General features: G+C 45.7%; 19 protein-coding genes and 1 riboswitch. Of the genes, 9 read left to right on the forward strand and 10 right to left on the reverse strand.

All coding sequences use genetic code 11. The annotated features are described in order from the left end of the window. Positions 1-50: 50 nt before the first annotated feature. From AB4249_RS15040 to AB4249_RS15050, 3 genes are all read right to left on the reverse strand, one after another. Positions 51-788, reverse strand: coding sequence for an amino acid ABC transporter ATP-binding protein (locus tag AB4249_RS15040; protein WP_017058807.1), 738 nt, complete (start codon positions 786-788; stop codon positions 51-53). Next, positions 785-1456, reverse strand: a complete 672-nt coding sequence (locus AB4249_RS15045) for an amino acid ABC transporter permease (RefSeq protein ID WP_009848134.1) — start codon at positions 1454-1456, stop codon at positions 785-787. The genes AB4249_RS15040 and AB4249_RS15045 overlap by 4 nt, the downstream gene beginning before the upstream one ends. Positions 1457-1591: 135 nt before the next feature. Then, entirely contained in the window at positions 1592-2341 is a 750-nt protein-coding gene (locus AB4249_RS15050) for an amino acid ABC transporter substrate-binding protein (RefSeq protein WP_009848135.1), read from the reverse strand. A 311-nt stretch (positions 2342-2652) separates the two neighbouring features. On the opposite strand from AB4249_RS15050, the gene dnaA reads away from it, so the two are divergent. The 4 genes from dnaA (at position 2653) to gyrB (ending at position 8824) form a co-directional block, all read left to right on the forward strand. After that, the gene (gene dnaA / locus AB4249_RS15055) at positions 2653-4074 is read left to right on the forward strand and encodes a chromosomal replication initiator protein DnaA (protein ID WP_017058808.1); all 1422 of its coding nucleotides are present in this window, start codon (positions 2653-2655) and stop codon (positions 4072-4074) included. An 81-nt stretch (positions 4075-4155) separates the two neighbouring features. Beyond that, positions 4156-5256: a DNA polymerase III subunit beta gene (gene dnaN, locus AB4249_RS15060; RefSeq protein ID WP_017058809.1), complete on the forward strand. Its 1101-nt coding sequence runs from the start codon at positions 4156-4158 to the stop codon at positions 5254-5256. 53 nt (positions 5257-5309) lie between these two features. Then, entirely contained in the window at positions 5310-6389 is a 1080-nt protein-coding gene (gene recF / locus AB4249_RS15065) for a DNA replication/repair protein RecF (RefSeq protein ID WP_017058810.1), read from the forward strand. Between the two features lie 17 nt (positions 6390-6406). Beyond that, positions 6407-8824: a DNA topoisomerase (ATP-hydrolyzing) subunit B gene (gyrB, locus tag AB4249_RS15070; protein WP_017058811.1), complete on the forward strand. Its 2418-nt coding sequence runs from the start codon at positions 6407-6409 to the stop codon at positions 8822-8824. Between the two features lie 239 nt (positions 8825-9063). Here gyrB and AB4249_RS15075 read toward each other — a convergent pair whose 3' ends face one another. After that, the gene (locus AB4249_RS15075) at positions 9064-9186 is read right to left on the reverse strand and encodes a hypothetical protein (RefSeq protein ID WP_267869012.1); all 123 of its coding nucleotides are present in this window, start codon (positions 9184-9186) and stop codon (positions 9064-9066) included. A gap of 142 nt (positions 9187-9328) precedes the next feature. On the opposite strand from AB4249_RS15075, the gene AB4249_RS15080 reads away from it, so the two are divergent. After that, positions 9329-9763 carry an Hsp20 family protein gene (locus AB4249_RS15080; RefSeq protein WP_009848140.1) on the forward strand — a complete coding sequence of 145 codons (435 nt, stop codon included), beginning with the start codon at positions 9329-9331 and terminating at the stop codon, positions 9761-9763. A 106-nt stretch (positions 9764-9869) separates the two neighbouring features. On the opposite strand, the gene AB4249_RS15085 is transcribed toward AB4249_RS15080, so the two are convergent. From AB4249_RS15085 to glyQ, 4 genes are all read right to left on the reverse strand, one after another. Then, on the reverse strand, positions 9870-11120 hold the full coding sequence (locus AB4249_RS15085) for a valine--pyruvate transaminase (RefSeq protein ID WP_372103774.1): 1251 nt from the start codon (positions 11118-11120) through the stop codon (positions 9870-9872). A 254-nt stretch (positions 11121-11374) separates the two neighbouring features. Further along, a complete protein-coding gene (locus AB4249_RS15090; protein ID WP_017058813.1) occupies positions 11375-13462 on the reverse strand; it encodes an alpha-amylase in 2088 nt (695 codons plus the stop codon). Positions 13463-13664: 202 nt separating this feature from the next. Beyond that, positions 13665-15731 (reverse strand): glycine--tRNA ligase subunit beta, encoded by a 2067-nt coding sequence (glyS, locus tag AB4249_RS15095; protein WP_017058814.1) that lies wholly within the window; start codon positions 15729-15731, stop codon positions 13665-13667. A 2-nt stretch (positions 15732-15733) separates the two neighbouring features. Next, complete coding sequence (gene glyQ, locus AB4249_RS15100) at positions 15734-16651, reverse strand: glycine--tRNA ligase subunit alpha (RefSeq protein ID WP_017058815.1); 918 nt, start codon at positions 16649-16651, stop codon at positions 15734-15736. A gap of 210 nt (positions 16652-16861) precedes the next feature. Further along, a riboswitch (yybP-ykoY riboswitch) is annotated at positions 16862-17037 on the forward strand. Between the two features lie 34 nt (positions 17038-17071). On the opposite strand from glyQ, the gene AB4249_RS15105 reads away from it, so the two are divergent. Together AB4249_RS15105 and AB4249_RS15110 are read left to right on the forward strand one after the other, a co-directional pair. Further along, entirely contained in the window at positions 17072-17626 is a 555-nt protein-coding gene (locus AB4249_RS15105; protein WP_017055491.1) for a TMEM165/GDT1 family protein, read from the forward strand. Between the two features lie 151 nt (positions 17627-17777). Then, on the forward strand, positions 17778-18032 hold the full coding sequence (locus tag AB4249_RS15110) for a hypothetical protein (RefSeq protein WP_017058818.1): 255 nt from the start codon (positions 17778-17780) through the stop codon (positions 18030-18032). A gap of 83 nt (positions 18033-18115) precedes the next feature. Here the strand turns inward: AB4249_RS15110 and tusA are convergent, their stop codons facing one another. Beyond that, positions 18116-18367, reverse strand: coding sequence for a sulfurtransferase TusA (gene tusA, locus AB4249_RS15115; RefSeq protein WP_004736675.1), 252 nt, complete (start codon positions 18365-18367; stop codon positions 18116-18118). 149 nt (positions 18368-18516) lie between these two features. On the opposite strand from tusA, the gene AB4249_RS15120 reads away from it, so the two are divergent. Next, entirely contained in the window at positions 18517-18702 is a 186-nt protein-coding gene (locus AB4249_RS15120) for a hypothetical protein (protein ID WP_004736674.1), read from the forward strand. 156 nt (positions 18703-18858) lie between these two features. Then, on the forward strand, positions 18859-19800 hold the full coding sequence (locus AB4249_RS15125; RefSeq protein ID WP_004736673.1) for a LysR family transcriptional regulator: 942 nt from the start codon (positions 18859-18861) through the stop codon (positions 19798-19800). 135 nt (positions 19801-19935) lie between these two features. Here AB4249_RS15125 and AB4249_RS15130 read toward each other — a convergent pair whose 3' ends face one another. Continuing rightward, a complete protein-coding gene (locus AB4249_RS15130) occupies positions 19936-20916 on the reverse strand; it encodes an MDR family oxidoreductase (protein ID WP_017058820.1) in 981 nt (326 codons plus the stop codon). Positions 20917-21064 lie beyond the last annotated feature (148 nt).

A 21064-nucleotide genomic window follows, 5' to 3' on the forward strand; every position in this document is an offset into this window, starting at 1 on the left:
AAATTCCGGTCGGGGGATTATACGTAGAATAACTAAAATCACAAGGATCCTTAGTCGATCCCAACCTTATTTAAGAATTTTTTTAATTTAGGATCCTGTGGATTACCAAAAATATCCTGTGGAGATCCCTGCTCGATAATATGACCGTCAGCCATGAAGATCACTCGGTCTGCGACCTCTCTCGCGAACTGCATTTCATGGGTAACCACCAGCATGGTTTGATGCTGATTTGCCAGTTTTTTCATTAGGTTAAGCACTTCGCCAACCCACTCAGGATCGAGCGCTGAAGTCGGCTCATCAAACAGTAAAAGCTCGGGTTGTAGTGCCATTGCACGGCCAATACCCACCCGTTGTTGCTGGCCACCAGAGAGCGCGGCTGGGTAGCTATCACCTTTGTCACCTAAGCCAATATCATCAAGTATTTGTTGTGCTTTTTCATGGGCTTGCTGTTTTTTCCAACCACGAACTGTAATTAAACCTTCAGCAATATTCTGTCTCGCGGTTTGGTGAGCGAACAGTGCATAGTTTTGGAACACAAAACCGGTCTTACGACGCAGTGCAAGCACCTCTGCCTTAGTGTGTTTCTGAGTATCAACCTTGATATCATCAATCGAAATCGTGCCTTGATCGGCTTGCTCTAGAAAATTCACACAACGCAGTAGGGTAGATTTACCCGTACCACTTGAACCTATGATGACAATTATCTCACCTTGTTTGATTTCTAGGTCGATCCCTTTCAAAACTTCGGTGTCACCAAACTGCTTGTGGATATTTTGTAATTTGATCATCGTACATACGCCTTATTCAGTTTCACTTCGGCCCAAATTTGAATACGAGTGAGGATAACCACCACGCCCCAGTAAATCAGTGCGACTGCTAAGAAAGCCTCGAAGAAGCGGAAACTTGAAGAAGCCTCCATCTGAGCTTTAGCCATGATTTCGGCGACACCTAGGGTGAAGGCAAGTGAAGTCGACTTGATCATATCGATGAAGTAGTTCATCAACGACGGCAGTGCCACGCGAGTTGCTTGCGGTAAGATCACTCGGCGCATCGCTTGGCTGGTTGTCATACCGACCGAAAGGCTGGCTTCCATCTGGCTGCGATCAATACCGATAATCGCGGCACGAATACTTTCTGCCATATACGCGGCAAAGTGCAGGGTTAAGCCAATCACAGCGGCGCTGAAGGCATCCAACCCAACCATCCACGGGAAGACTTGTGGTAAGCCGTAATAAAGGAGGAACAGCTGCACCAACAGTGGTGTGCCTCGGAAGAAGCTAATGTACAGCTGGCTCAGTTGGTCGAGCACTGGGATTTTGAATACACGAATATTCGCCAGTATCAGAGACAGGATCAGAGCAAAGAACAAGCCCCAGGTCGCCATCTCCATCGTGGTGCCTAAATACTTCAGTAGTATTGGCAACAGCTCTAGCATGTAATTAAAGTCAAATCCCATAATCTATCTCGTATTTTTATTGGCAGTGTTGTTCTATATGTAAGTACTGTTGTATCAGGTTTTTTAATCAGTGCACAAAAGCAAAAAGCCCACCGCTGTATAAAGCAGTGGGCCTTGAATGGAGAAAGTGAGTAATTACTTCTGAGTAATGTCCGCACCAAACCATTTCTGAGAGATACTTTCTAACGTACCATCTGCGCGCATTGCTGCTAATGCTTCATTTACTTCTGCTTGCAGTTTTTTGCCGTTATCGTTGTCGACGAAAGGCCAAGCGTTTTCAATTGTTTCGAATGGCTGACCTGCTAGTTGTAATGGTAGACCAGTCTTCTTGATAAGCTCTAGTGCTGATAGGCGATCCATTACGAATGCATCGGCACGACCCAGTGCCACGTCATGTTCAATACCTGTATCGTAGGTTTTTACATTGATCTTGCCATCTTTGTCGTAGCTGCGAAGCAGTTGTTCAAAGTTTGAGCCTAGGTTTACCGCAACCGTCTTGCCATCAAGGTCTTCGATGCCTTTAATGCTGTCATTACCTTTACGAACGGTAATTTGTGCGCCGTCTACTACGTATGGGTCTGCGAATAGGTATTTCGCTTTACGTGCATCCGTCATTGTAATTTGGTTTGAAATGGTATCGATGCGACCCGTTTCAAGAAGACCAAACAGACCAGAGAAGTTTGCCGTTACGTATTCAACCTTGTAATCGTTACGCTTACCGATCTCATCCCATAAATCCACTTCAAAACCCTGTAGCTGGTCTTGTTTAACGAACGTAAACGGGAAATAGCGACCAGACATGCCGACTTTAACTTCAGTCGCAGCTTGAACAGTAGCAGCAGAGAGTGCGATAGCCGCAATTGCAGCCTTAATCCAGTTATTCATTTGGTAACTCCTTATATTTATGGGTTTGGATGTTACTGGGAAAATGCTCACTAGAATAAATAACCAGATGTTATTAACCATAACCAGATTGAATTCCCGATTTGGGGATAACTAGCAAGGATCTGGGCATAAGTGGATCATTGTGTGAGTAAATTAGGGGCAAGATGTGTGGATCCACCGATAAATTACAAATTTATTGTGAATAACTTGGATCTTATTCACTGGATCTGTGATCAATTGCTGGTGATCTGACTTATCAACAGGTAAAATTAGCGGTCATTTCATATTACTTTAAATAGAGTGAGGGCACCGTGTCATCTTCGCTTTGGTTGCAGTGTTTGCAACAGCTTCAAGAAGAGTTACCAGCTACAGAATTCAGTATGTGGGTTCGTCCGTTACAAGCGGAACTCAATGACAATACTCTAACTCTATTTGCACCGAACCGTTTCGTACTCGATTGGGTTCGTGATAAGTATCTAAATAGCATTAACCGTCTGCTGCAAGAATATTGCGGTAACGATATCCCACATCTTCATTTTGAAGTGGGAAGCAAGCGTGTGATTGCACCAAAGCCTGCGACACCGACACCAACTCAGACTCGCACTGCAGCTGATGTGGCCGCTGAGTCATCAGCACCTGCGCAATTACAAGCTCGCAAACCTGTCCATAATATCTGGCGTGATGAAGAGCCTGTCGCGGTTGACTTGAATCACCGCTCAAACGTGAACCCAAAACATAAGTTCAATAACTTTGTTGAAGGTAAGTCGAACCAACTCGGTTTGGCTGCGGCACGTCAGGTTTCTGATAACCCAGGTACAGCCTACAACCCGTTGTTCCTATACGGCGGCACTGGTTTAGGTAAAACGCACTTGTTGCATGCGGTGGGTAACGCCATTGTTGATAATAAGCCGAATGCGAAAGTGGTTTACATGCACTCAGAGCGTTTTGTTCAGGATATGGTAAAGGCTCTGCAAAACAACGCGATCGAAGAATTTAAGCGCTACTACCGTAGTGTTGATGCATTGCTTATCGATGACATCCAATTCTTTGCTAATAAAGAGCGTTCTCAAGAAGAGTTCTTCCATACCTTTAACGCGCTGCTTGAAGGCAATCAACAGATCATCCTAACGTCTGACCGTTATCCAAAAGAGATCAACGGGGTAGAAGATCGTCTTAAATCTCGTTTCGGCTGGGGTTTGACGGTAGCGATTGAGCCACCAGAGCTTGAGACACGTGTTGCGATCTTGATGAAGAAAGCCGAAGACCACCAAATTCACCTTGCGGATGAAGTGGCGTTCTTTATTGCCAAGCGTCTACGCTCTAACGTTCGTGAACTGGAAGGCGCATTGAACCGTGTTATTGCGAATGCAAACTTCACTGGCCGCCCGATCACGATCGACTTCGTGCGTGAAGCACTGCGTGACCTACTTGCACTGCAAGAAAAACTGGTCACTATTGATAACATTCAAAAGACAGTAGCCGAGTACTACAAAATCAAAGTCGCTGATCTATTGTCTAAGCGTCGTTCTCGTTCTGTTGCTCGTCCACGTCAATTGGCGATGGCACTGGCGAAAGAGCTAACAAACCACAGCTTGCCTGAGATTGGCGATGCATTCGGTGGTCGTGACCACACGACGGTACTGCATGCTTGTCGTAAGATTGCTCAGCTGCGTGAAGAGAGCCACGACATTAAAGAAGATTATTCGAACTTGATTCGTACCCTTTCTTCTTAATACACAGTATTCTTAACCTTAATAAGCAGAATCTTGGCCACGTACTATTACGCAGTGCCATTTAGACCGTAAGAGCAAGATATGAAATTTACCATTGAACGTAGTCACCTGATTAAGCCATTACAACAAGTATCTGGCGCACTCGGTGGCAGGCCAACGCTTCCAATTCTAGGAAACCTACTGATTAAAGTAGAAGATAACGTGTTGTCGATGACAGCGACGGATCTAGAAGTTGAACTGATCAGCCGTGTAACGCTTGAAGGTGATTTCGAAGCGGGTAGCATTACCGTACCTTCACGTAAATTCCTAGATATCTGCCGTGGATTGCCAGATAACTCAGTGATCACGGTGGTATTGGATGGTGACCGTATTCAGGTTCGCTCTGGTCGTAGCCGCTTCTCTTTAGCAACATTACCTGCGGCAGATTTTCCAAATATTGAAGACTGGAGCAGTGAAGTTGAAGTGTCAGTGACACAAGCTGAACTTCGCGGTCTTATCGAGAAAACACAATTCTCAATGGCGAACCAAGATGTTCGTTACTACCTCAACGGTATGTTGTTTGAGATTGAAGGCTCTATCCTGCGCAGCGTAGCGACCGATGGTCACCGTATGGCAGTATCTCAAGCACAACTGGGTGCGGATTTTGCTCAGAAGCAGATCATTGTTCCTCGTAAAGGTGTTCAAGAGTTAGTGAAGCTATTGGATGCACCTGAACAGCCAGTAACACTGCAAATTGGTAACTCTAACGTGCGAGCTGAAGTGAACAACTATGTCTTCACTTCTAAGCTGGTTGATGGTCGTTTCCCTGATTATCGCCGCGTAATGCCGCAAAATACCACCAAGACACTTGAAGCTGGCTGTGATGAATTACGTTCAGCATTTTCTCGTGCTGCGATTCTATCGAATGAAAAATTCCGTGGTGTTCGCGTTAACCTTGCGGATAGCGAGATGCGCATTACCGCGAACAACCCAGAGCAAGAAGAAGCAGAAGAAGTACTCGATGTTAACTTCGACGGTGACGCGCTAGAGATTGGCTTCAACGTAAGCTACGTATTGGATGTTCTGAACACACTGCGTTGTGAACAGGTTCGCATCTCAATGTCAGACGCCAATGCGAGTGCTCTTATCGAGAACGCACAAGATGACAGCGCGATGTACGTTGTTATGCCAATTCGCTTATAAGCAGCCCTATGTTGACCTACCGAGTCGTGATTGAAGATTAATATGAAGACGTTATGCCTTTATCGCGCTTAATCGTTAAGCAGTTTAGAAATATTGAAGCCTGTGACATTCAACCGTCATCAGGCTTTAACTTTCTTATAGGGGCTAACGGAAGCGGCAAAACCAGTGTCCTTGAAGCTGTGTATCTGCTCGGACATGGTCGCTCATTCAAGAGTTCACTTACCGGTCGTATCATACAAAACGAGTGTAGTGAGCTGTTTGTACATGGCCGTTTTATGACCTCGGATCAATTTGAGCTGCCAATTGGCATTAATAAGCAGCGCGATGGCACGACAGAGGTTAAAATAAGCGGTCAAACTGGGCAAAAGTTGGCTCAGTTAGCTCAAGTCTTACCTTTGCAGTTGATTCACCCTGAAGGGTTTGATTTACTAACCGATGGACCTAAGCATCGCCGAGCATTCATTGATTGGGGAGTCTTCCACAGTGAGTCGGGCTTTTATGATGCGTGGGGCAGGGTAAAGCGCCTCAATAAGCAGCGAAACGCCTTATTGAAAACGGCAACGCACTATCGAGAGCTGAGCTATTGGGACCAAGAATTGGCCCGTTTAGCAGAAAGCATCAGTCAGTGGCGTGCCACCTACGTTGATCAGCTCAAAGAAGTCGCCGAAGAAATCTGTGCGACCTTCCTTCCTGAGTTTGAGATAAAGATTAACTACTATCGTGGCTGGGACAAAGACACCCCGTACGCCGATATATTAGAAAAGAATTTTGAAAGGGATCAGCAGCTTGGTTACACCTTTAGTGGGCCAAACAAAGCGGATCTGAAGATAAAAGTGAACGGCACTCCAGTGGAAGATGTCTTGTCACGAGGTCAATTGAAGTTGATGGTGTGTGCGCTACGAGTAGCACAAGGGCAACACCTCACTCAAATGACAGGTAAGCAGTGCATCTATTTGATAGATGACTTCGCTTCCGAATTAGATAGCCAACGCCGAGCACGTCTTGCTGAGTGTTTAAAGGCGACCCAGGCTCAAGTTTTTGTAAGCTCTATTACCGCTGATCAGATTGCAGATATGCATGACGAAAATAGCAGGATGTTTCATGTGGAACATGGCAAAATAGAGCAAGGATAATTAGTCAGAGAGTAACTATGTCAGATAATTACGATTCATCGAGTATTAAAGTACTGAAGGGTCTGGATGCGGTACGTAAGCGTCCTGGAATGTACATTGGCGACACGGATGATGGTACCGGTCTGCACCACATGGTTTTTGAGGTGGTAGATAACTCTATTGATGAAGCGCTAGCTGGTCACTGTAATGACATCATTGTAACTATCCATGAAGATAGTTCTGTGTCTGTGAGCGATGACGGCCGTGGTATTCCAACAGAATTGCACCCAGAAGAAAACGTATCTGCAGCCGAAGTAATCATGACGGTTCTTCACGCTGGTGGTAAGTTCGATGATAACTCGTACAAGGTATCTGGTGGTCTGCACGGTGTTGGTGTTTCAGTAGTTAACGCACTTTCTAAGCAAGTTACTCTTACTATCCACCGCGGTGGCAAAATCCACACTCAAACCTACAGCCACGGTGAGCCTCAAGCGCCACTAGCGGTTATCGGTGACACGGATAAAACAGGTACAGAGATTCGTTTCTGGCCGAGTGAAGAAACCTTCACTAACATCGAGTTCCATTACGACATTTTAGCTAAGCGTCTACGTGAGCTATCATTCTTGAACTCAGGTGTATCAATTAAGCTAATTGACGAGCGCGAAGAAGACAAAATGGATCACTTCGAATACGAAGGCGGTATCCAAGCGTTTGTTGAACACCTTAATACTAACAAAACGCCAATCATCCAAAAAATCTTCCACTTTAACTCTGAGCGCGAAGACGGTATTACCGTTGAAGTTGCGATGCAGTGGAATGACGGCTACCAAGAAAACATCTACTGTTTCACCAACAACATCCCTCAACGCGATGGTGGTGCTCACTTAGCAGGTTTCCGTGCGGCGCTAACGCGTACTCTGAACAGCTTCATGGACAAGGAAGGCTTCTCTAAGAAAGCGAAGACTGCGACCTCTGGTGATGATGCTCGTGAAGGTCTGACGGCGATTGTTTCTGTTAAAGTGCCTGATCCTAAGTTCTCAAGCCAAACTAAAGATAAGCTGGTTTCTTCAGAAGTGAAGTCTGCCGTTGAATCTACAATGGGTGAGAAGTTGTCTGAGTTCCTTATTGAGAACCCAGGTGAAGCGAAAACAGTTTGTTCTAAAATTATTGATGCAGCACGTGCTCGTGATGCAGCGCGTAAAGCTCGTGAAATGACTCGTCGTAAAGGCGCATTAGATTTAGCGGGTCTTCCTGGTAAGCTTGCTGACTGTCAGGAAAAAGATCCTGCACTGTCTGAACTGTATATTGTGGAAGGAGACTCTGCTGGCGGTTCAGCTAAGCAGGGGCGTAACCGTAAGAACCAAGCAATCCTACCGCTGAAAGGTAAAATCCTTAACGTAGAGAAAGCACGTTTCGATAAAATGCTGTCTTCTCAAGAAGTAGCAACGCTAATCACCGCTCTTGGTTGTGGTATTGGTCGTGACGAATACAACCCAGATAAACTGCGTTACCACAACATCATCATCATGACCGATGCCGATGTCGATGGTTCTCACATCCGTACCCTGCTACTGACGTTCTTCTACCGTCAAATGCCAGAGCTGATTGAACGTGGCTACATCTACATTGCTCAACCGCCACTTTACAAAGTGAAGAAAGGTAAGCAAGAGCAGTACATTAAAGATGAAGATGCGATGAACCAGTATCAAGTATCTTTGGCTTTAGACAACGCAGAACTGCACGTAAACCCTGAAGCGCCAGCATTTGCAGGTGAAGGTTTAGAGAAGCTTGTTCAGCAATACAATGCAGGCATCAAGCTTGTTGATCGTATGAGCCGCCGTTACCCACGCGCATTGGTTCACGAACTGATTTACGTTCCTCGTCTAACGGCCGAGCAGTGTCATGATGACGCGGCAGTTGAAGCTTGGGGTAAGCAGCTTGTTGAACAGCTAAACGCGAAAGAAGTAGGTGCAAGCCAATACAGCCTTGAAGTTGAAAAACACGAAGAGCTAGGCTTAAGCGTTCCTAAGATTGTGGTTCGTACTCATGGTGTGACTCATGAACACCTACTAAGCATCGATCTTATTAACTCTAAAGAGTTTGGTAAGCTAGCGGATCTTTCTGAAGCTCTTGATGGCTTGATTGAAGAAGGCGCTTACATTAAGCGTGGTGAGCGTACTCAAGAAGTTTCTAGCTTCGTTGATGCTCTGAACTGGTTAGTGAAAGAGTCTCGTCGTGGTCTAAGCCTACAGCGATACAAAGGTCTAGGTGAGATGAACCCTGATCAACTTTGGGAAACCACGATGGATCCTGAAACTCGCCGTATGATGCAAGTAACAATTGAAGACGCTGTTGGTGCTGATTTGTTGTTTACGACGCTAATGGGTGACCAAGTTGAACCTCGTCGTAACTTCATCGAAGAGAATGCACTGAAAGTAGCAAACCTAGACGTTTAGTCTCTTTGATACTTCGCTCTTTGGCTTAATTTCTGTGTCAGAGGTGCTCACATACATTCGTATGCTCCGCGCCCCTTCCTTGAACTAAAGCCAAATAGCTTCGTCTCAAAAAACTAAAATCATTTTAAAGCACTATCCTTTGGATGGTGCTTTTTTATGTTTGTAAGATATTGAAAAATATTGAGTTGCAAAAATAATTGAAAATAACCCCTTGAAACTATTTTGCTCAATCCATATATCTATTTGTGAAGAGGATGACTGTCTTGCTCTACAAGAGAAGAAACAGAACCTTCATTACCGCTAACGAAGTATCGCTCAATAGAGGATAACTTTGGCAGCACACAACTTAAAAATTGATTCATTGCCATGTCCCAGCGTTGTCGCCAATAGAGGTGAAACCCGAGGAATGCGAATTGAATCTCTTAGCTGTTTACTGGGTCACACACAGGTTAGATCCAAGTAAAATTCGCAGCTAAGACTATTGCTTACTAAAAGGATAGCATTATGAGAACTGTAGATTTCACTCCACTTTACCGCAACGCAATCGGCTTCGATCGTCTATTCAACATGATGGAAGCGAATACATCGAAGAACTCTTCTGGCGGTTACCCTCCATACAACATCGAGCAAAAAGACGAGAACAACTACCGTATTACTATGGCAGTCGCTGGTTTTGCTGATGACCAATTAGATCTGACTCAGAAAGAGAACATGCTAATTGTGAAAGGTGAGCGTAAAGCAGAAGCAGAGAAAACCTTCGTATACCAAGGTATCGCAGAGCGCGATTTCGAGCGTAAATTCCAACTGGCTGACTACGTAAAAGTGGTAGGTGCAAGCATGGAAAATGGTCTTCTTCACATCGACCTCGAACGCGAAATCCCAGAAGCGATGCAACCACGTAAGATTGCTATCAATGGTAATAGTTTACTAGAAGGCTAATTACTGTTAGCTCCTTAGAGCTAAAAAATATCGGGAAGTAAAAGTGAAAGAGCACCTAATGAGGTGCTCTTTTTGTATTTGACCTGCGGTAAGCTAAAAGCTCTTATTACTGCTCTGAGTAAGCCTTTTTCACTTCTTCAGCAATGATAGCAACGCCTTTCTGCATCGCCTCATCATCTTGCACGTAGTTCATGCGTAAGCACTGGTGAGCATGATCCCACTCGTCTTCTTGGCCGATAAAGAAGTATTCACCCGGAACAATCAATACGCCGCGAGCTTTAAGGCGGTCGTACAGTTCCATTGTGGTGATCGGCAGCTCATCAAACCATAGCCATAAGAAGATAGCGCCTTCAGGCTTGTGAATACGGAAGCGAGGGTCGTCGATAGCGTCTTGTAACAGTTCAACTGCACGTAGTGACTTATCTTTATAGAAAGGTTTGATTACCTCGCTACTTAAGCGCAGTAAATCGCCTTTTTCAATCATGTGATTGGCAATTGCAGGGCCAACACTGTTTGGCGCTAAGCTAATGATGCCATTCATGTTGGTCAATGCTTGTGTTACTTCTTCACTCGCAATTACGATACCGCAACGCACACCCGGCAAACCAAGCTTAGAAAGGCTCATGCACAGAATCGTATTTTCATTCCAGAGCGGTTCGACATCTTCAAAGATGATGTTAGGAAACGGCAGGCCGTAAGCATTGTCGATCAGCAGTGGGATGTTGTTTTCACGCGCCAGTTTATCCAGTTTACGCACTTCTTCGTCGGTCAGTACGTTACCCGTTGGGTTGGTTGGACGAGATGCACAGATAGCCGCGACTGAGTCATCAACCTTTAGTTGTTCAAAATCAACGTGGTATTTAAACTGACGGTTTTCTAGCAGTTCGATCTCTGGGTGGTAAGAGATAAAAATATCGTCATCAATACCCGCGTCGCCGTAGCCGATGTATTCCGGTGCGATCGGCAGTAGGATTTTCTTATGTGAGCCGTCAGGCTGTTGGCCTGCTAGCAGGTTGAATAGGTAGAAGAAGCCACTTTGACTGCCATTAGTCAGGCTGATGTTCTTCTCGCTGATGTCCCAACCGTAGGTCTCTTTCAGCATTGCCGCTAACGATTTGATGAAGCTGTCTTTACCCTGCGGACCATCGTAGTTGGCGAGGGCGGCGATGAGTTCTCCACTGGCGAGCATGTCGGCACTGGCTTGGTTAAAGTAATCGAGCATGGCAGGGATAGCGGCTGGGTTGCCACCACCGAGCATGATAGCGCCAGGAGTGCGCAGGCCATCATTCAAATCATCCATTAAACGAGTGATTCCAGAGTATCGATTAAACTTTTCGCCAAACTTAGAGAACTGCATTACTAATTTTACCTAATTCATTGTGATTGCTTGTTACGTGTCATTAAGGCAGACCTTATGTCTGCCATCAGTGTATTCCTTGAACATACCGCAATGTTTTTGCGACGCATAGCGCCAAATGCTCTAACACGTAAAAAACTTCTATAAAGTTTGGTTAATGAGTGACAGCTTGCTTATTGAACGTACCTTTAGCGATAAAAAAAGGAGAAGCCTAAGCTTCCCCTTTAGTTTCTGGTGTTTATGTTAATGAAGGTTTAGTTCGAACCGGTATAAACGACTAATACCTTGTCATCTTGGTATTGGCGTTCGAACGCATAGTAGCCCTTGCTGTTACGGATGATGTGCTTACCCTGAGCAACGGCTGGGTGGCGTTGGCGGAATTGGCCAAGCGCTTGCCAGTGTTCTAGCAGCTCTGCACGTTCGCCAGTGATTTGATCCCAAGGCATGTCTGAGCGTGTGCCTTGCATTGGATCAGAACCCGTTGGGCCAAAGTCTCGGGCGATTTCATCGCCGTAATAGATCTGTACCGCACCGGGAGCCAGCATCAACGCGTTTGCAGCTTTGGTTTGTTTTGCAAAGTCACTGCCATGTTGTGTCCAGAATAGCGAGGTGTCGTGAGACGAAAGGTAACTCAGTACGTTGAACTCGCTGTCGTTGTTGATCTTCTCTGCGTATCGAAGGTAATCAGCATCAAGATCGGATAGGCACTTGAGCGCCTTTGGTGCGATATCACTCTGGAATTCAAAGTTGATGATCGAATCAAATCCGTTAGCGAAGTAATCTGATTTGACCACGCTGTGTGCCCATACTTCGCCAGTCATCCAGAAGGGTAAGTCATCCAAGGCCTTGTCTGGGTTGTTCTGTTTCCACTCGGCAAGTGCCTGGTTGGTGCTCTCTTTCAGTTCTGCCCATGCTTCGAGTTCAACGTGTTTAGCGGTATCGACCCTGAAACCATCGACACCATATTCGCGCACCCAATCCGATAACCAAGTGATTAAATGGTTACGAGGTGTTTTGAGTTCATCGGTCGCGCTGGTGGACTTATTGCGATAGAAATTAGGCAGCCCGATTGTCTCTGTCGACTCTGTTTTGAAATCGGGCAGATGCGCCAAAGACATGGTGAGGTTATTGTAGCCCGGAGAGTCATAGGCGCCGATATCGCTGCGTAGCCAAGCTTTGCCCCACCACTTTTCCCACGCTTCTTTGTCGCTGTAAGAGATGTAGTTGTTGAAGTAGTGCCAGTTCTGACCTTTGGCAGGTTGCCAATCTGTCCAGTTTTCGCCAAGTGTTTGTTTGGCTTCTTCGTCAGTTAGGTTGAGCTTACCAAAATCAAACTCTTGCATGTCGGCAAGCGTCGCATAGCCGGTGTGGTTCATTACCACATCCCAAACAACACGAATGCCTTTGCTATGCGCGGTATCGATGAAGGTTTTTAGCTCGTCTTCGGTGCCCATGTTGTCATCGAGCTTGGTCCAATCTTGATGGTAGTAGCCGTGGTAGCCGTAGTGTTTGAAGTCACCTCGATCACCGCCGCCAACCCAGCCGTGGATTTGCTCTAACGGAGACGTTATCCAGATAGCATTAGCACCGAGTGATTCTATGTAATCGAGTTTTTCGGTTAAGCCTGCCAAGTCACCACCGTGGAAGGTGCCGATTTCGTCTTGTCCATCTTGGCTGCGACCGTAACTGTTGTCGTTATCAGGATTACCATTGTGGAAACGGTCAGTCATTACGAAGTAAACCGTGGCGTTATCCCAACTAAAGTCAGCTTTGGTTTCTGGTTCTACTTTCTCAAGCAGCAGAACACCTTGGCTATTTTCTGCTGGCTGCATGGTGACGCTGCCATTCGTTACTGTGACTTGTTTGCCTGAAAGAGCGTCTCTAACCACGGTGCCATCATCAAAGGTTTGAGCAACGTCGATGATGGTTGGTTCGTCACTAGGAACCGGACAAGCAAAGCTTTGTACTTGTTGTTGCTTCGGCTTTATCTGAACGGTCAGTTCATTGGTTTGTGGGTTGAGCATAAACTGATAGGTGTTAGCGCGAAAGATCTTGATATCTAATTCAGACTTCTCGGCGCAGTCGTCTAGGCGAAGGGGTTTATTGAATTTGATGCGGTTTTCTTCAGCCAGCGCATAGTTGGTGCCACAGGTATTTTGAGTATCGCTGATAGAGAAGGTATAGCTACCTTTCGCGAGTTCCTGTTCTGCAATCACGGTGCCTTTACCGGATGATTCGAATACGACAGTGTCGTTATCAATTGTCAGTAATAGGTTGTTGTCACTGGTTTGGCTGCATGCGCTGAGTGCGAGTATTGAAAGCGCGAGTACTGTTTTTTTCATTGTTCCCTTCCCCTGAATAAACAGGTCAGTTATAGCAAACAATGCCCTCTACAGTCTGAGTGCTGTTTCATTCAGTTAATCAATAAGACCTCTACAAACAAATGCTTGGTTCACAAAAACAAAAAGGGAAGCTTTCGCTTCCCTTTGGGTGTTTACCGTTAATTACTCAGAGTATGACTTAGAGTAATTGTCTCACTTGTGCTTATTTTTGCAGTAGAGAGATGTCAGCAATCTGTAGGAACAGGTTACGTAGGTTGTTCAGTAGCGTTAGACGGTTCTTCTTAAGCGCTTCGTCATCAGCCATAACCATTACGTTATCGAAGAATGCATCAACTGGTTCACGTAGATCAGCAAGCTTGCTTAGGGCTTCTTGGTAGTTACCTGTTGCGAATGCTGGTTCTAGTGCTTCCGTCATTACTTCAACGTTTTCAGCCAGTGCTTTCTCTGCGTCTTCTTGAAGAAGCGTTAGGTCGATTTCAGCTGGTAGCTCGCCATCGAATTTCGCAAGGATATTACCTACACGCTTGTTCGCTGCTGCTAGTGCTTCTGCTGCTTCCAGTTCACGGAAGTGAGAAACCGCTTTAACACGTTGGTCAAAGTCAGCAGGCTTAGTTGGACGACGTGCTAGTACCGCTTGGATGATATCAACGCTGAAACCAGCATCTTGGTACCATGCGCGGAAACGACCTAGCATGAAGTCGATAACGTCAGCTTCTACGTTTTTGTTAGTCAGCTTGTCGCCTAGTAGCTCTTTCGCTTTGCCGATCAGATCGGTTAGGTCTAGGTTGTAGCCGTTTTCAACGATGATACGTAGCACACCTAGAGACGCACGACGAAGTGCAAATGGGTCAGAACCTTTTGGTGCTTGGCCAATACCGAAGATACCTACGATAGTGTCTAGCTTGTCTGCCATTGCTACTGCTGAAGAGATACCAGTGCTTGGTAGATCGTCACCCGCGAAACGAGGCATGTATTGCTCGTAAAGTGCCAGTGCAACTTGCTCGTCTTCACCGTCGTGAGTCGCGTAGTGCATGCCCATCACACCTTGAGTATCCGTAAATTCGAATACCATAGAGGTCATTAGGTCACACTTAGCCAGTAGGCCAGCACGCTTAGACTTTTCAACGTCAGCATCGATTTGCTCAGCAATGTAGCCTGCAAGCTCTGTGATGCGGTCTGTTTTGTCTTTGATAGTACCCAATTGCTTCTGGAAGATAGCCTGGTCTAGTTCAGCAAGACGGTCGATAAGCGGGCGCTTACGGTCTGTGTTGAAGAAGAATTCAGCATCAGCAAGACGTGGGCGTACCACTTTCTCGTTACCTTCGATAACGTGACGAGGCTCTTTAGACTCGATGTTCGATACGAAGATGAAGTTCGGTAGTAGTTTCTTGTTGTCATCGTAAACAGGGAAGTACTTTTGGTCACCTTTCATGGTGTAAACCAACGCTTCAGAAGGGACTTTTAGGAACTCTTCTTCGAACTTCGCTGTCAGTACTACTGGCCATTCAACCAGAGACGTTACTTCTTCAACAAGGTCATCTTCTAGGTCAGCTGTACCGCCAACCGCAGCTGCCGCTTTTTGCGAATCAGCAAGGATGATCGCTTTACGCGCTTCGTAATCTGCCATTACTTTACCGCGCTCTTCTAGGATCGCAGGGTATTGGTCAGCAGAGTCGATTGTGAACTCTTGTTCGCCCATGAAACGGTGGCCACGGATAGTACGAGCAGATGCTACGCCTAGGATTTCGCCTTCAACAAGCTCATCACCTAGTAGTACTGTCAGTGTTTTTACTGGACGGATAAATTGAATGTCTGAGTTACCCCAGCGCATTGCTTTAGGAATTGGTAGGCCAGCCAGTGCTTTCGCAGCAATGTCCATCACCAATTCTTGAACTGGTTTGCCAGCTACTTCTTGTTTGAAAAGAAGCCACTCGCCTTTGTCTGTTTTCAGACGGTCAGCTTGCTCAACAGTAATACCGTTACCACGAGCCCAACCTTGTGCCGCTTTGGTCGCGTTGCCTTCAGCATCGAATGCCACAGAAACAGCAGGGCCACGTTTCTCAACCACTTTGTCTGCTTGGCCTTCAGCCAGTGCAGTTACTTTAAGTGCTAGACGACGAGGTGCTGCGTACCACTTGATGCCTTCGTGAGAAAGCTCAGCCGTTTTAAGACCTGCTTCAAAGTTAGAAGCAAACGCTTCTGCTAGAGAACGAAGTGCTGTTGGTGGAAGCTCTTCCGTACCCAGTTCAATTAGAAAATTCTTCGCCATGATTATTTACCTTCCTTCTTACACATTGGGAAGCCAAGCGCTTCACGTGACGCGTAGTACGCTTCAGCAACTGATTTAGTCAGGTTGCGGATACGAAGGATGTAACGTTGACGCTCTGTTACAGAGATAGCTTTGCGCGCATCAAGGATGTTGAATGCGTGACCTGCTTTTAGAATGCGCTCGTAAGCTGGAAGCGGCAGTGGCTTCTCAAGCTCAAGTAGCTCTTTACACTCTTTCTCGCACTGGTCGAAGAAAGTGAATAGGAAATCTACGTCTGCGTGCTCGAAGTTGTACGTCGATTGCTCAACTTCGTTTTGGTGGAAGATGTCACCGTAAGTCACGTTAGAACCGTCTGGTGCTACGTTCCATACTAGGTCGTAAACAGAATCTACTTCCTGGATGTACATTGCTAGACGCTCGATACCGTAAGTGATCTCGCCAGTTACTGGCTTACACTCAAGGCCGCCAACCTGTTGGAAGTAAGTAAACTGAGTTACTTCCATGCCGTTTAGCCATACTTCCCAACCAAGGCCCCATGCGCCTAGTGTTGGGTTTTCCCAGTTATCTTCAACGAAGCGAATGTCGTGAACAAGTGGGTCAACACCAAGAACCTCTAGGGAGCCTAGGTACAACTCTTGGATATTGTCTGGCGATGGTTTTAGCGCTACTTGGAATTGGTAGTAGTGCTGCAGACGGTTCGGGTTTTCACCGTAACGGCCATCGGTCGGACGACGAGAAGGTTGAACGTAAGCTGTAGACATTGGCTCTGGGCCAAGTGCTCGTAGACATGTCATTGGGTGAGAGGTGCCTGCACCTACTTCCATATCTAGAGGTTGAACAATGGTACAACCGTTTTGAGCCCAGTAATCCTGCAGCGCGAGGATCATTCCCTGGAAGGTTTTGATATCGTATTTTTGCATAGTCAGGTTCGCGCGATTCTTTTAAATGAATGAGAAAAATAACCTCTGAGTATACCGAGATATTCGTAAAGCGAGTAGGGGTAATCTTGTTTAATTAGTGGTCTAAAATGTCGTTTAGTGGATTTTTTTGCCTTTAATGTTTGTTTTTCGGCACAAGTGGATATTTTGATAAGTTTGACACTTGTGTTTGAAAGCGTGGGTGATTAAAATCTCGCGGTCTTTGGGGAGTAGCTTACTTATTCATATCCTATTGAATGAGTTCGTTCGTCAACATAATTGATGCAAAATCATCATGGCGTTCGAGGCAACCACCACCTTGGTGGCGCTTAGCAAGACCTTAGACAAGCATCGTGAACCGGGATGGGGCGCGAGGTTTGTCTTTGGTTAAATATAATAATCTCCATCCCAAATGAGCATGTCGTGAGCGTTTTAGCAATTTCAATTACAACTGTCGCCTTAGCCGAGATCGGTGATAAGACCCAGTTGCTATCCCTTTTATTAGCCAGTCGATATCGAAAACCGATACCTATCATTGCGGCTATCTTCTTTGCCACCATTGCCAATCATGCCCTTGCTGCATGGCTCGGGGTTGTGGTCGCCGACTATCTTTCACCTGAAGTATTAAAGTGGGTGCTGGTGGTTAGTTTCATCGCTATGGCGGGCTGGATTCTGATTCCGGATAAGTTGGATGACGATGAGCAGATATCAAACCGAGGCCCGTTTGTCGCCAGTTTCATCGCCTTCTTCATTGCTGAGATCGGTGATAAAACCCAAATTGCGACCTCTATTCTAGGGGCTCAATATTCTGATGCATTAACGTGGGTGATTCTGGGTACTACGATCGGTATGCTGCTGGCGAATGTGCCTGTGGTGATCATCGGTAAGCTCTCTGCGGATAAGATGCCGCTTGATCTGATTCGTAAGATCACAGCCTTGCTATTCGTGGGTTTAGCTATCGCTGCTGCTTTCTATTAACAGGTGGTATTGAGTCTTATTATACTCAATCAGTAGAGTAATGTGTTGTAGGTCATACTCTTACAGTATTGTGGGGTTTATCGAGCGAATGGACATATAACTGTCATACTTGTCATGATATTTTAATCTTGTGAGTTAAGAACACGAGGGCATGATTATGTTGACGCGTTATATGGGTATTACTCCACAAAGCCAAAGTTATCTATTTACTTTTGGTCTTGCACTTACACTGTTAGGCATGGTGTTGACGGACATGTGGCTGCCAATGGTCGCGGGTGCCATCATCATGACTGCACTTGCGGTAGAGGCTTGGATTCGGGTCGCGCATATTATTCCGATGCGCAAAGATATCCGAGAAATTCAGCATCAGCTGGAGCATCTGCAAAACAAATCTAGAAGCGAATAAACAAAAAGCCGCTCGTACTCTGAGTTCTGTTTAAGAACATAAGGTACGAGCGGCTTTTTTGATACTTGATAGTCGGTGGGGCGTTACGCCTCCAATCCCTTTCTGATCAAATACTGGTAAGGCAACGTTTCTGTTGCTTGGCCTACCAACTGGTGATCCATGAATCGACAAAAGCTCGGAATATCTCGAGTTGTCGAAGGATCGTCAGCTTTTACCAGTAACACATCGCCATCCTGCATGTTTCTAATTGTCTTCCTGACCATCATTACTGGTTCCGGGCAACGCAGGCCTTCAGCTTCTAAAGTATGGGTTGCCAGTTCAGGTTTGAATGTCATGGTTTGTATCTCTATATCTATCTAACGAGTGAATAATACGTCTGCAGAAAAAATATGCAATAAGTGCTTGGCAAACAGAATCATTTCCTATAACTTAGTTAACAAGTTGATAACAACTTGAGGCAAAGGCAACTAGCTAAGGAGTGGCGATGTTGACAGGATTAGATAGATTAACAATTTATTCGGTTCTCTGTTTTATTTCTTTTTGTGCGTTAGTACTACGCTCATCGACAGAGACCTCACTGATGCCTATTTTTGGCATAGTAGCAACGATTATTGGTATTTGGGTAGAGATGCGCCGTTGGCAAGGCATAGCCGAAGAGCAAGAGCACTAACCCGAATACAGCAAGCGAATTCCGATACGACAACATTCCGACACTATCCCCCAATTTTCTTGGGCTTCCCCGCGTAATTGCGGGATTTTTTTTATCTAAAGCATGCTATAAACAACTTAGTGACTAATGGCAATCGTATACAGCTAGGTAAGTGGCGTGGAATTAGAAGACATCTATCGTAGAGACCTTAATTTATTGGTCGCTTTAAAGGTATTGATTGAAGAGGGCAGCGTAAGCCAGGCCGCGCTTCGTCTTAACTTAAGCCAATCCGCAACCAGTCGAGTATTAGGGCGTTTAAGAGAATTACTAAACGATCCGTTGTTTACACGTCAAGGTCAGCACCTTATTCCTACCAAGAAAGCACTCGAGATCAGTCAGCGTATTGATCAGCCTTTGGAGTCTTTTCGCCAATTGCTGAGTCCGAGTGACTTTGACCCTTACTATTGCAGCGAACGTTTTCTGATCGCTACCACCGATTATGCGATGCAAACCATCTTGCCTTATGCGTTGCCTAAGATTTATGAACAAGCACCCAATATCTCTTTGGAGTTTGCTCCGTTGCAGCATGAGCATTTGTTTAAACAGCTCAGCACCGAACGCGTTGATATGGCGATCTGTCGTCCGAGTGGCAGCATTGCACCACTTCATCAAGAAGTCTTGGGGCCGGTTGGTGTGTCGTGTCTGTTATCTAAAAACCATCCATTAGCCGATCAACCTTTAAGCCTTGAAGACTATGTTTCACTCCCACATGCGATGATTGCGATCAGTGATGGTGTTAAGGCTTTATTAGACAACGCGTTAGCCAATCAACAGCCTCGTAAAATGGTGTTGCGTGCTTATCACCTTGAAGCGGCATTGGCGATTGTTGATAGAATGCCGTTGGTGATTACTGTGCCTGCTGATTTGGCTTATTTGGTAGCAGAGCGTTATGACTTGGTTGTTAAGCCATTACCATTTGAATTTATGCCGTTTGATTACTCACTGATCTGGCACTCGCGTTGCGATTCTTCTGCTTCACAACAATGGTTAAGAAGAGTGGTAAAAGAAGAGTGTGGTGAGTTGATTCAAAAACGGATTGCGGATGTCGGTTTGGGTTAACCGGATCTGAGTCTGAGTTCACTTGACCCGAATGACAAAAACGCAAAAGGGCTGATAAAAATCAGCCCTTTGTTGTTTTGGGTTATCCAAGCCTAAAGCTGTTGCTTAAGGTTTGATAACTTTATGTTTGAGAGCCTATAGTTTAATGACTACGCGACCAGTGATTTGACCGTTAGTGATGTCTTCTGCTGCTTGAATTGCACCGTCTAAAGACACTTCTTTGGTTGCTTGAGCGTAGAAAGATTCTGGTAGTAGCTCAGCCAGTTGTTCCCACGCTTTAATACGTTTTTCACGAGGGCACATTACAGAATCAACACCTTGTAGGCGAACGTTACGCAGAATGAATGGCATTACCGTGGTTGGTAAGTCAAAACCGCCTGCTAGACCACACATCGCAACCGCACCGTTGTAATCAATTTGCGCCAATACTTTCGCAAGCACTTTGCTGCCTACCGTATCGATAGCGCCAGCCCACAGTTGTTTTTCTAGTGGCTTAGCTGGTTCTTCTAGTTCAGCACGCTCTACAATACGTGTCGCGCCTAGTGATTTAAGTAGTTCACCGTTTACAGAAGCACGGCCAGTCACTGCTGCCACTTTGTAGCCCAGTTGGTTTAGTAGAGTGATAGATACGCTACCTACACCGCCACTTGCGCCGGTAACTAGGATTTCACCGTCTTCAGGCTTGATGCCAGCATCGACAATAGCTTGAACACAAAGCATTGCTGTGAAGCCTGCTGTACCAATCGCCATTACTTTCTTAGCGTCTAGACCTTTAGGCATCGGCACTAACCAGTCACCGTTTAGGCTTGCTTTCTCAGCCATGCCGCCCCAGTGACCTTCACCAACACCCCAACCAGTTAGAACCACTTCGTCGCCTGCTTTGTAGCGAGGGTCATCAGATTGTGAAACCACACCAGAAAGGTCGATACCAGGAACCATAGGGAAGTTGCGAACAATGCGCCCTTTACCTGTAATCGCCAAACCATCTTTGTAGTTCAAAGAAGAGTAGCTAACATCAATCTTCACGTTACCTTCTGGTAATTGAGATTCTTCAATTTGAGAAACTGACGCGATAGTTTTTTTGTCTTCTTGGTTTAGTACAAGTGCTTTAAACATGATCTGCTCCGTGGAGGAATATTAGGAAACTGAAGTAACTTTAGTTGAATCATCCGAGAAAAAATAATGAAACATCAACATTGAATATATGCGTTTTGTGCATAGATGTCAGGGTTGGTTTTTCTCTCGTTGAGTTCGCTGAACACAA

This window comes from Vibrio sp. 10N.261.55.F4 (genome assembly GCF_041470465.1).
GTDB lineage: Bacteria > Pseudomonadota > Gammaproteobacteria > Enterobacterales > Vibrionaceae > Vibrio > Vibrio crassostreae_C.

Coding starts and splice junctions, on each gene's coding strand:
- AB4249_RS15040 (WP_017058807.1), bottom strand. CDS start 788: ATGATCAAATTACAAAATATCCACAAGCAGTTTGGTGACACCGAAGTT.
- AB4249_RS15080 (WP_009848140.1), top strand. CDS start 9,329: ATGAGAACTGTAGATTTCACTCCACTTTACCGCAACGCAATCGGCTTC.
- recF (WP_017058810.1), top strand. CDS start 5,310: ATGCCTTTATCGCGCTTAATCGTTAAGCAGTTTAGAAATATTGAAGCC.
- AB4249_RS15075 (WP_267869012.1), bottom strand. CDS start 9,186: ATGAATCAATTTTTAAGTTGTGTGCTGCCAAAGTTATCCTCTATTGAG.
- dnaN (WP_017058809.1), top strand. CDS start 4,156: ATGAAATTTACCATTGAACGTAGTCACCTGATTAAGCCATTACAACAA.
- glyQ (WP_017058815.1), bottom strand. CDS start 16,651: ATGCAAAAATACGATATCAAAACCTTCCAGGGAATGATCCTCGCGCTG.
- AB4249_RS15120 (WP_004736674.1), top strand. CDS start 18,517: ATGTTGACAGGATTAGATAGATTAACAATTTATTCGGTTCTCTGTTTT.
- AB4249_RS15045 (WP_009848134.1), bottom strand. CDS start 1,456: ATGGGATTTGACTTTAATTACATGCTAGAGCTGTTGCCAATACTACTG.
- tusA (WP_004736675.1), bottom strand. CDS start 18,367: ATGACATTCAAACCTGAACTGGCAACCCATACTTTAGAAGCTGAAGGC.
- AB4249_RS15110 (WP_017058818.1), top strand. CDS start 17,778: ATGATTATGTTGACGCGTTATATGGGTATTACTCCACAAAGCCAAAGT.
- AB4249_RS15085 (WP_372103774.1), bottom strand. CDS start 11,120: ATGCAGTTCTCTAAGTTTGGCGAAAAGTTTAATCGATACTCTGGAATC.
- gyrB (WP_017058811.1), top strand. CDS start 6,407: ATGTCAGATAATTACGATTCATCGAGTATTAAAGTACTGAAGGGTCTG.
- AB4249_RS15130 (WP_017058820.1), bottom strand. CDS start 20,916: ATGTTTAAAGCACTTGTACTAAACCAAGAAGACAAAAAAACTATCGCG.
- AB4249_RS15090 (WP_017058813.1), bottom strand. CDS start 13,462: ATGAAAAAAACAGTACTCGCGCTTTCAATACTCGCACTCAGCGCATGC.
- AB4249_RS15050 (WP_009848135.1), bottom strand. CDS start 2,341: ATGAATAACTGGATTAAGGCTGCAATTGCGGCTATCGCACTCTCTGCT.
- glyS (WP_017058814.1), bottom strand. CDS start 15,731: ATGGCGAAGAATTTTCTAATTGAACTGGGTACGGAAGAGCTTCCACCA.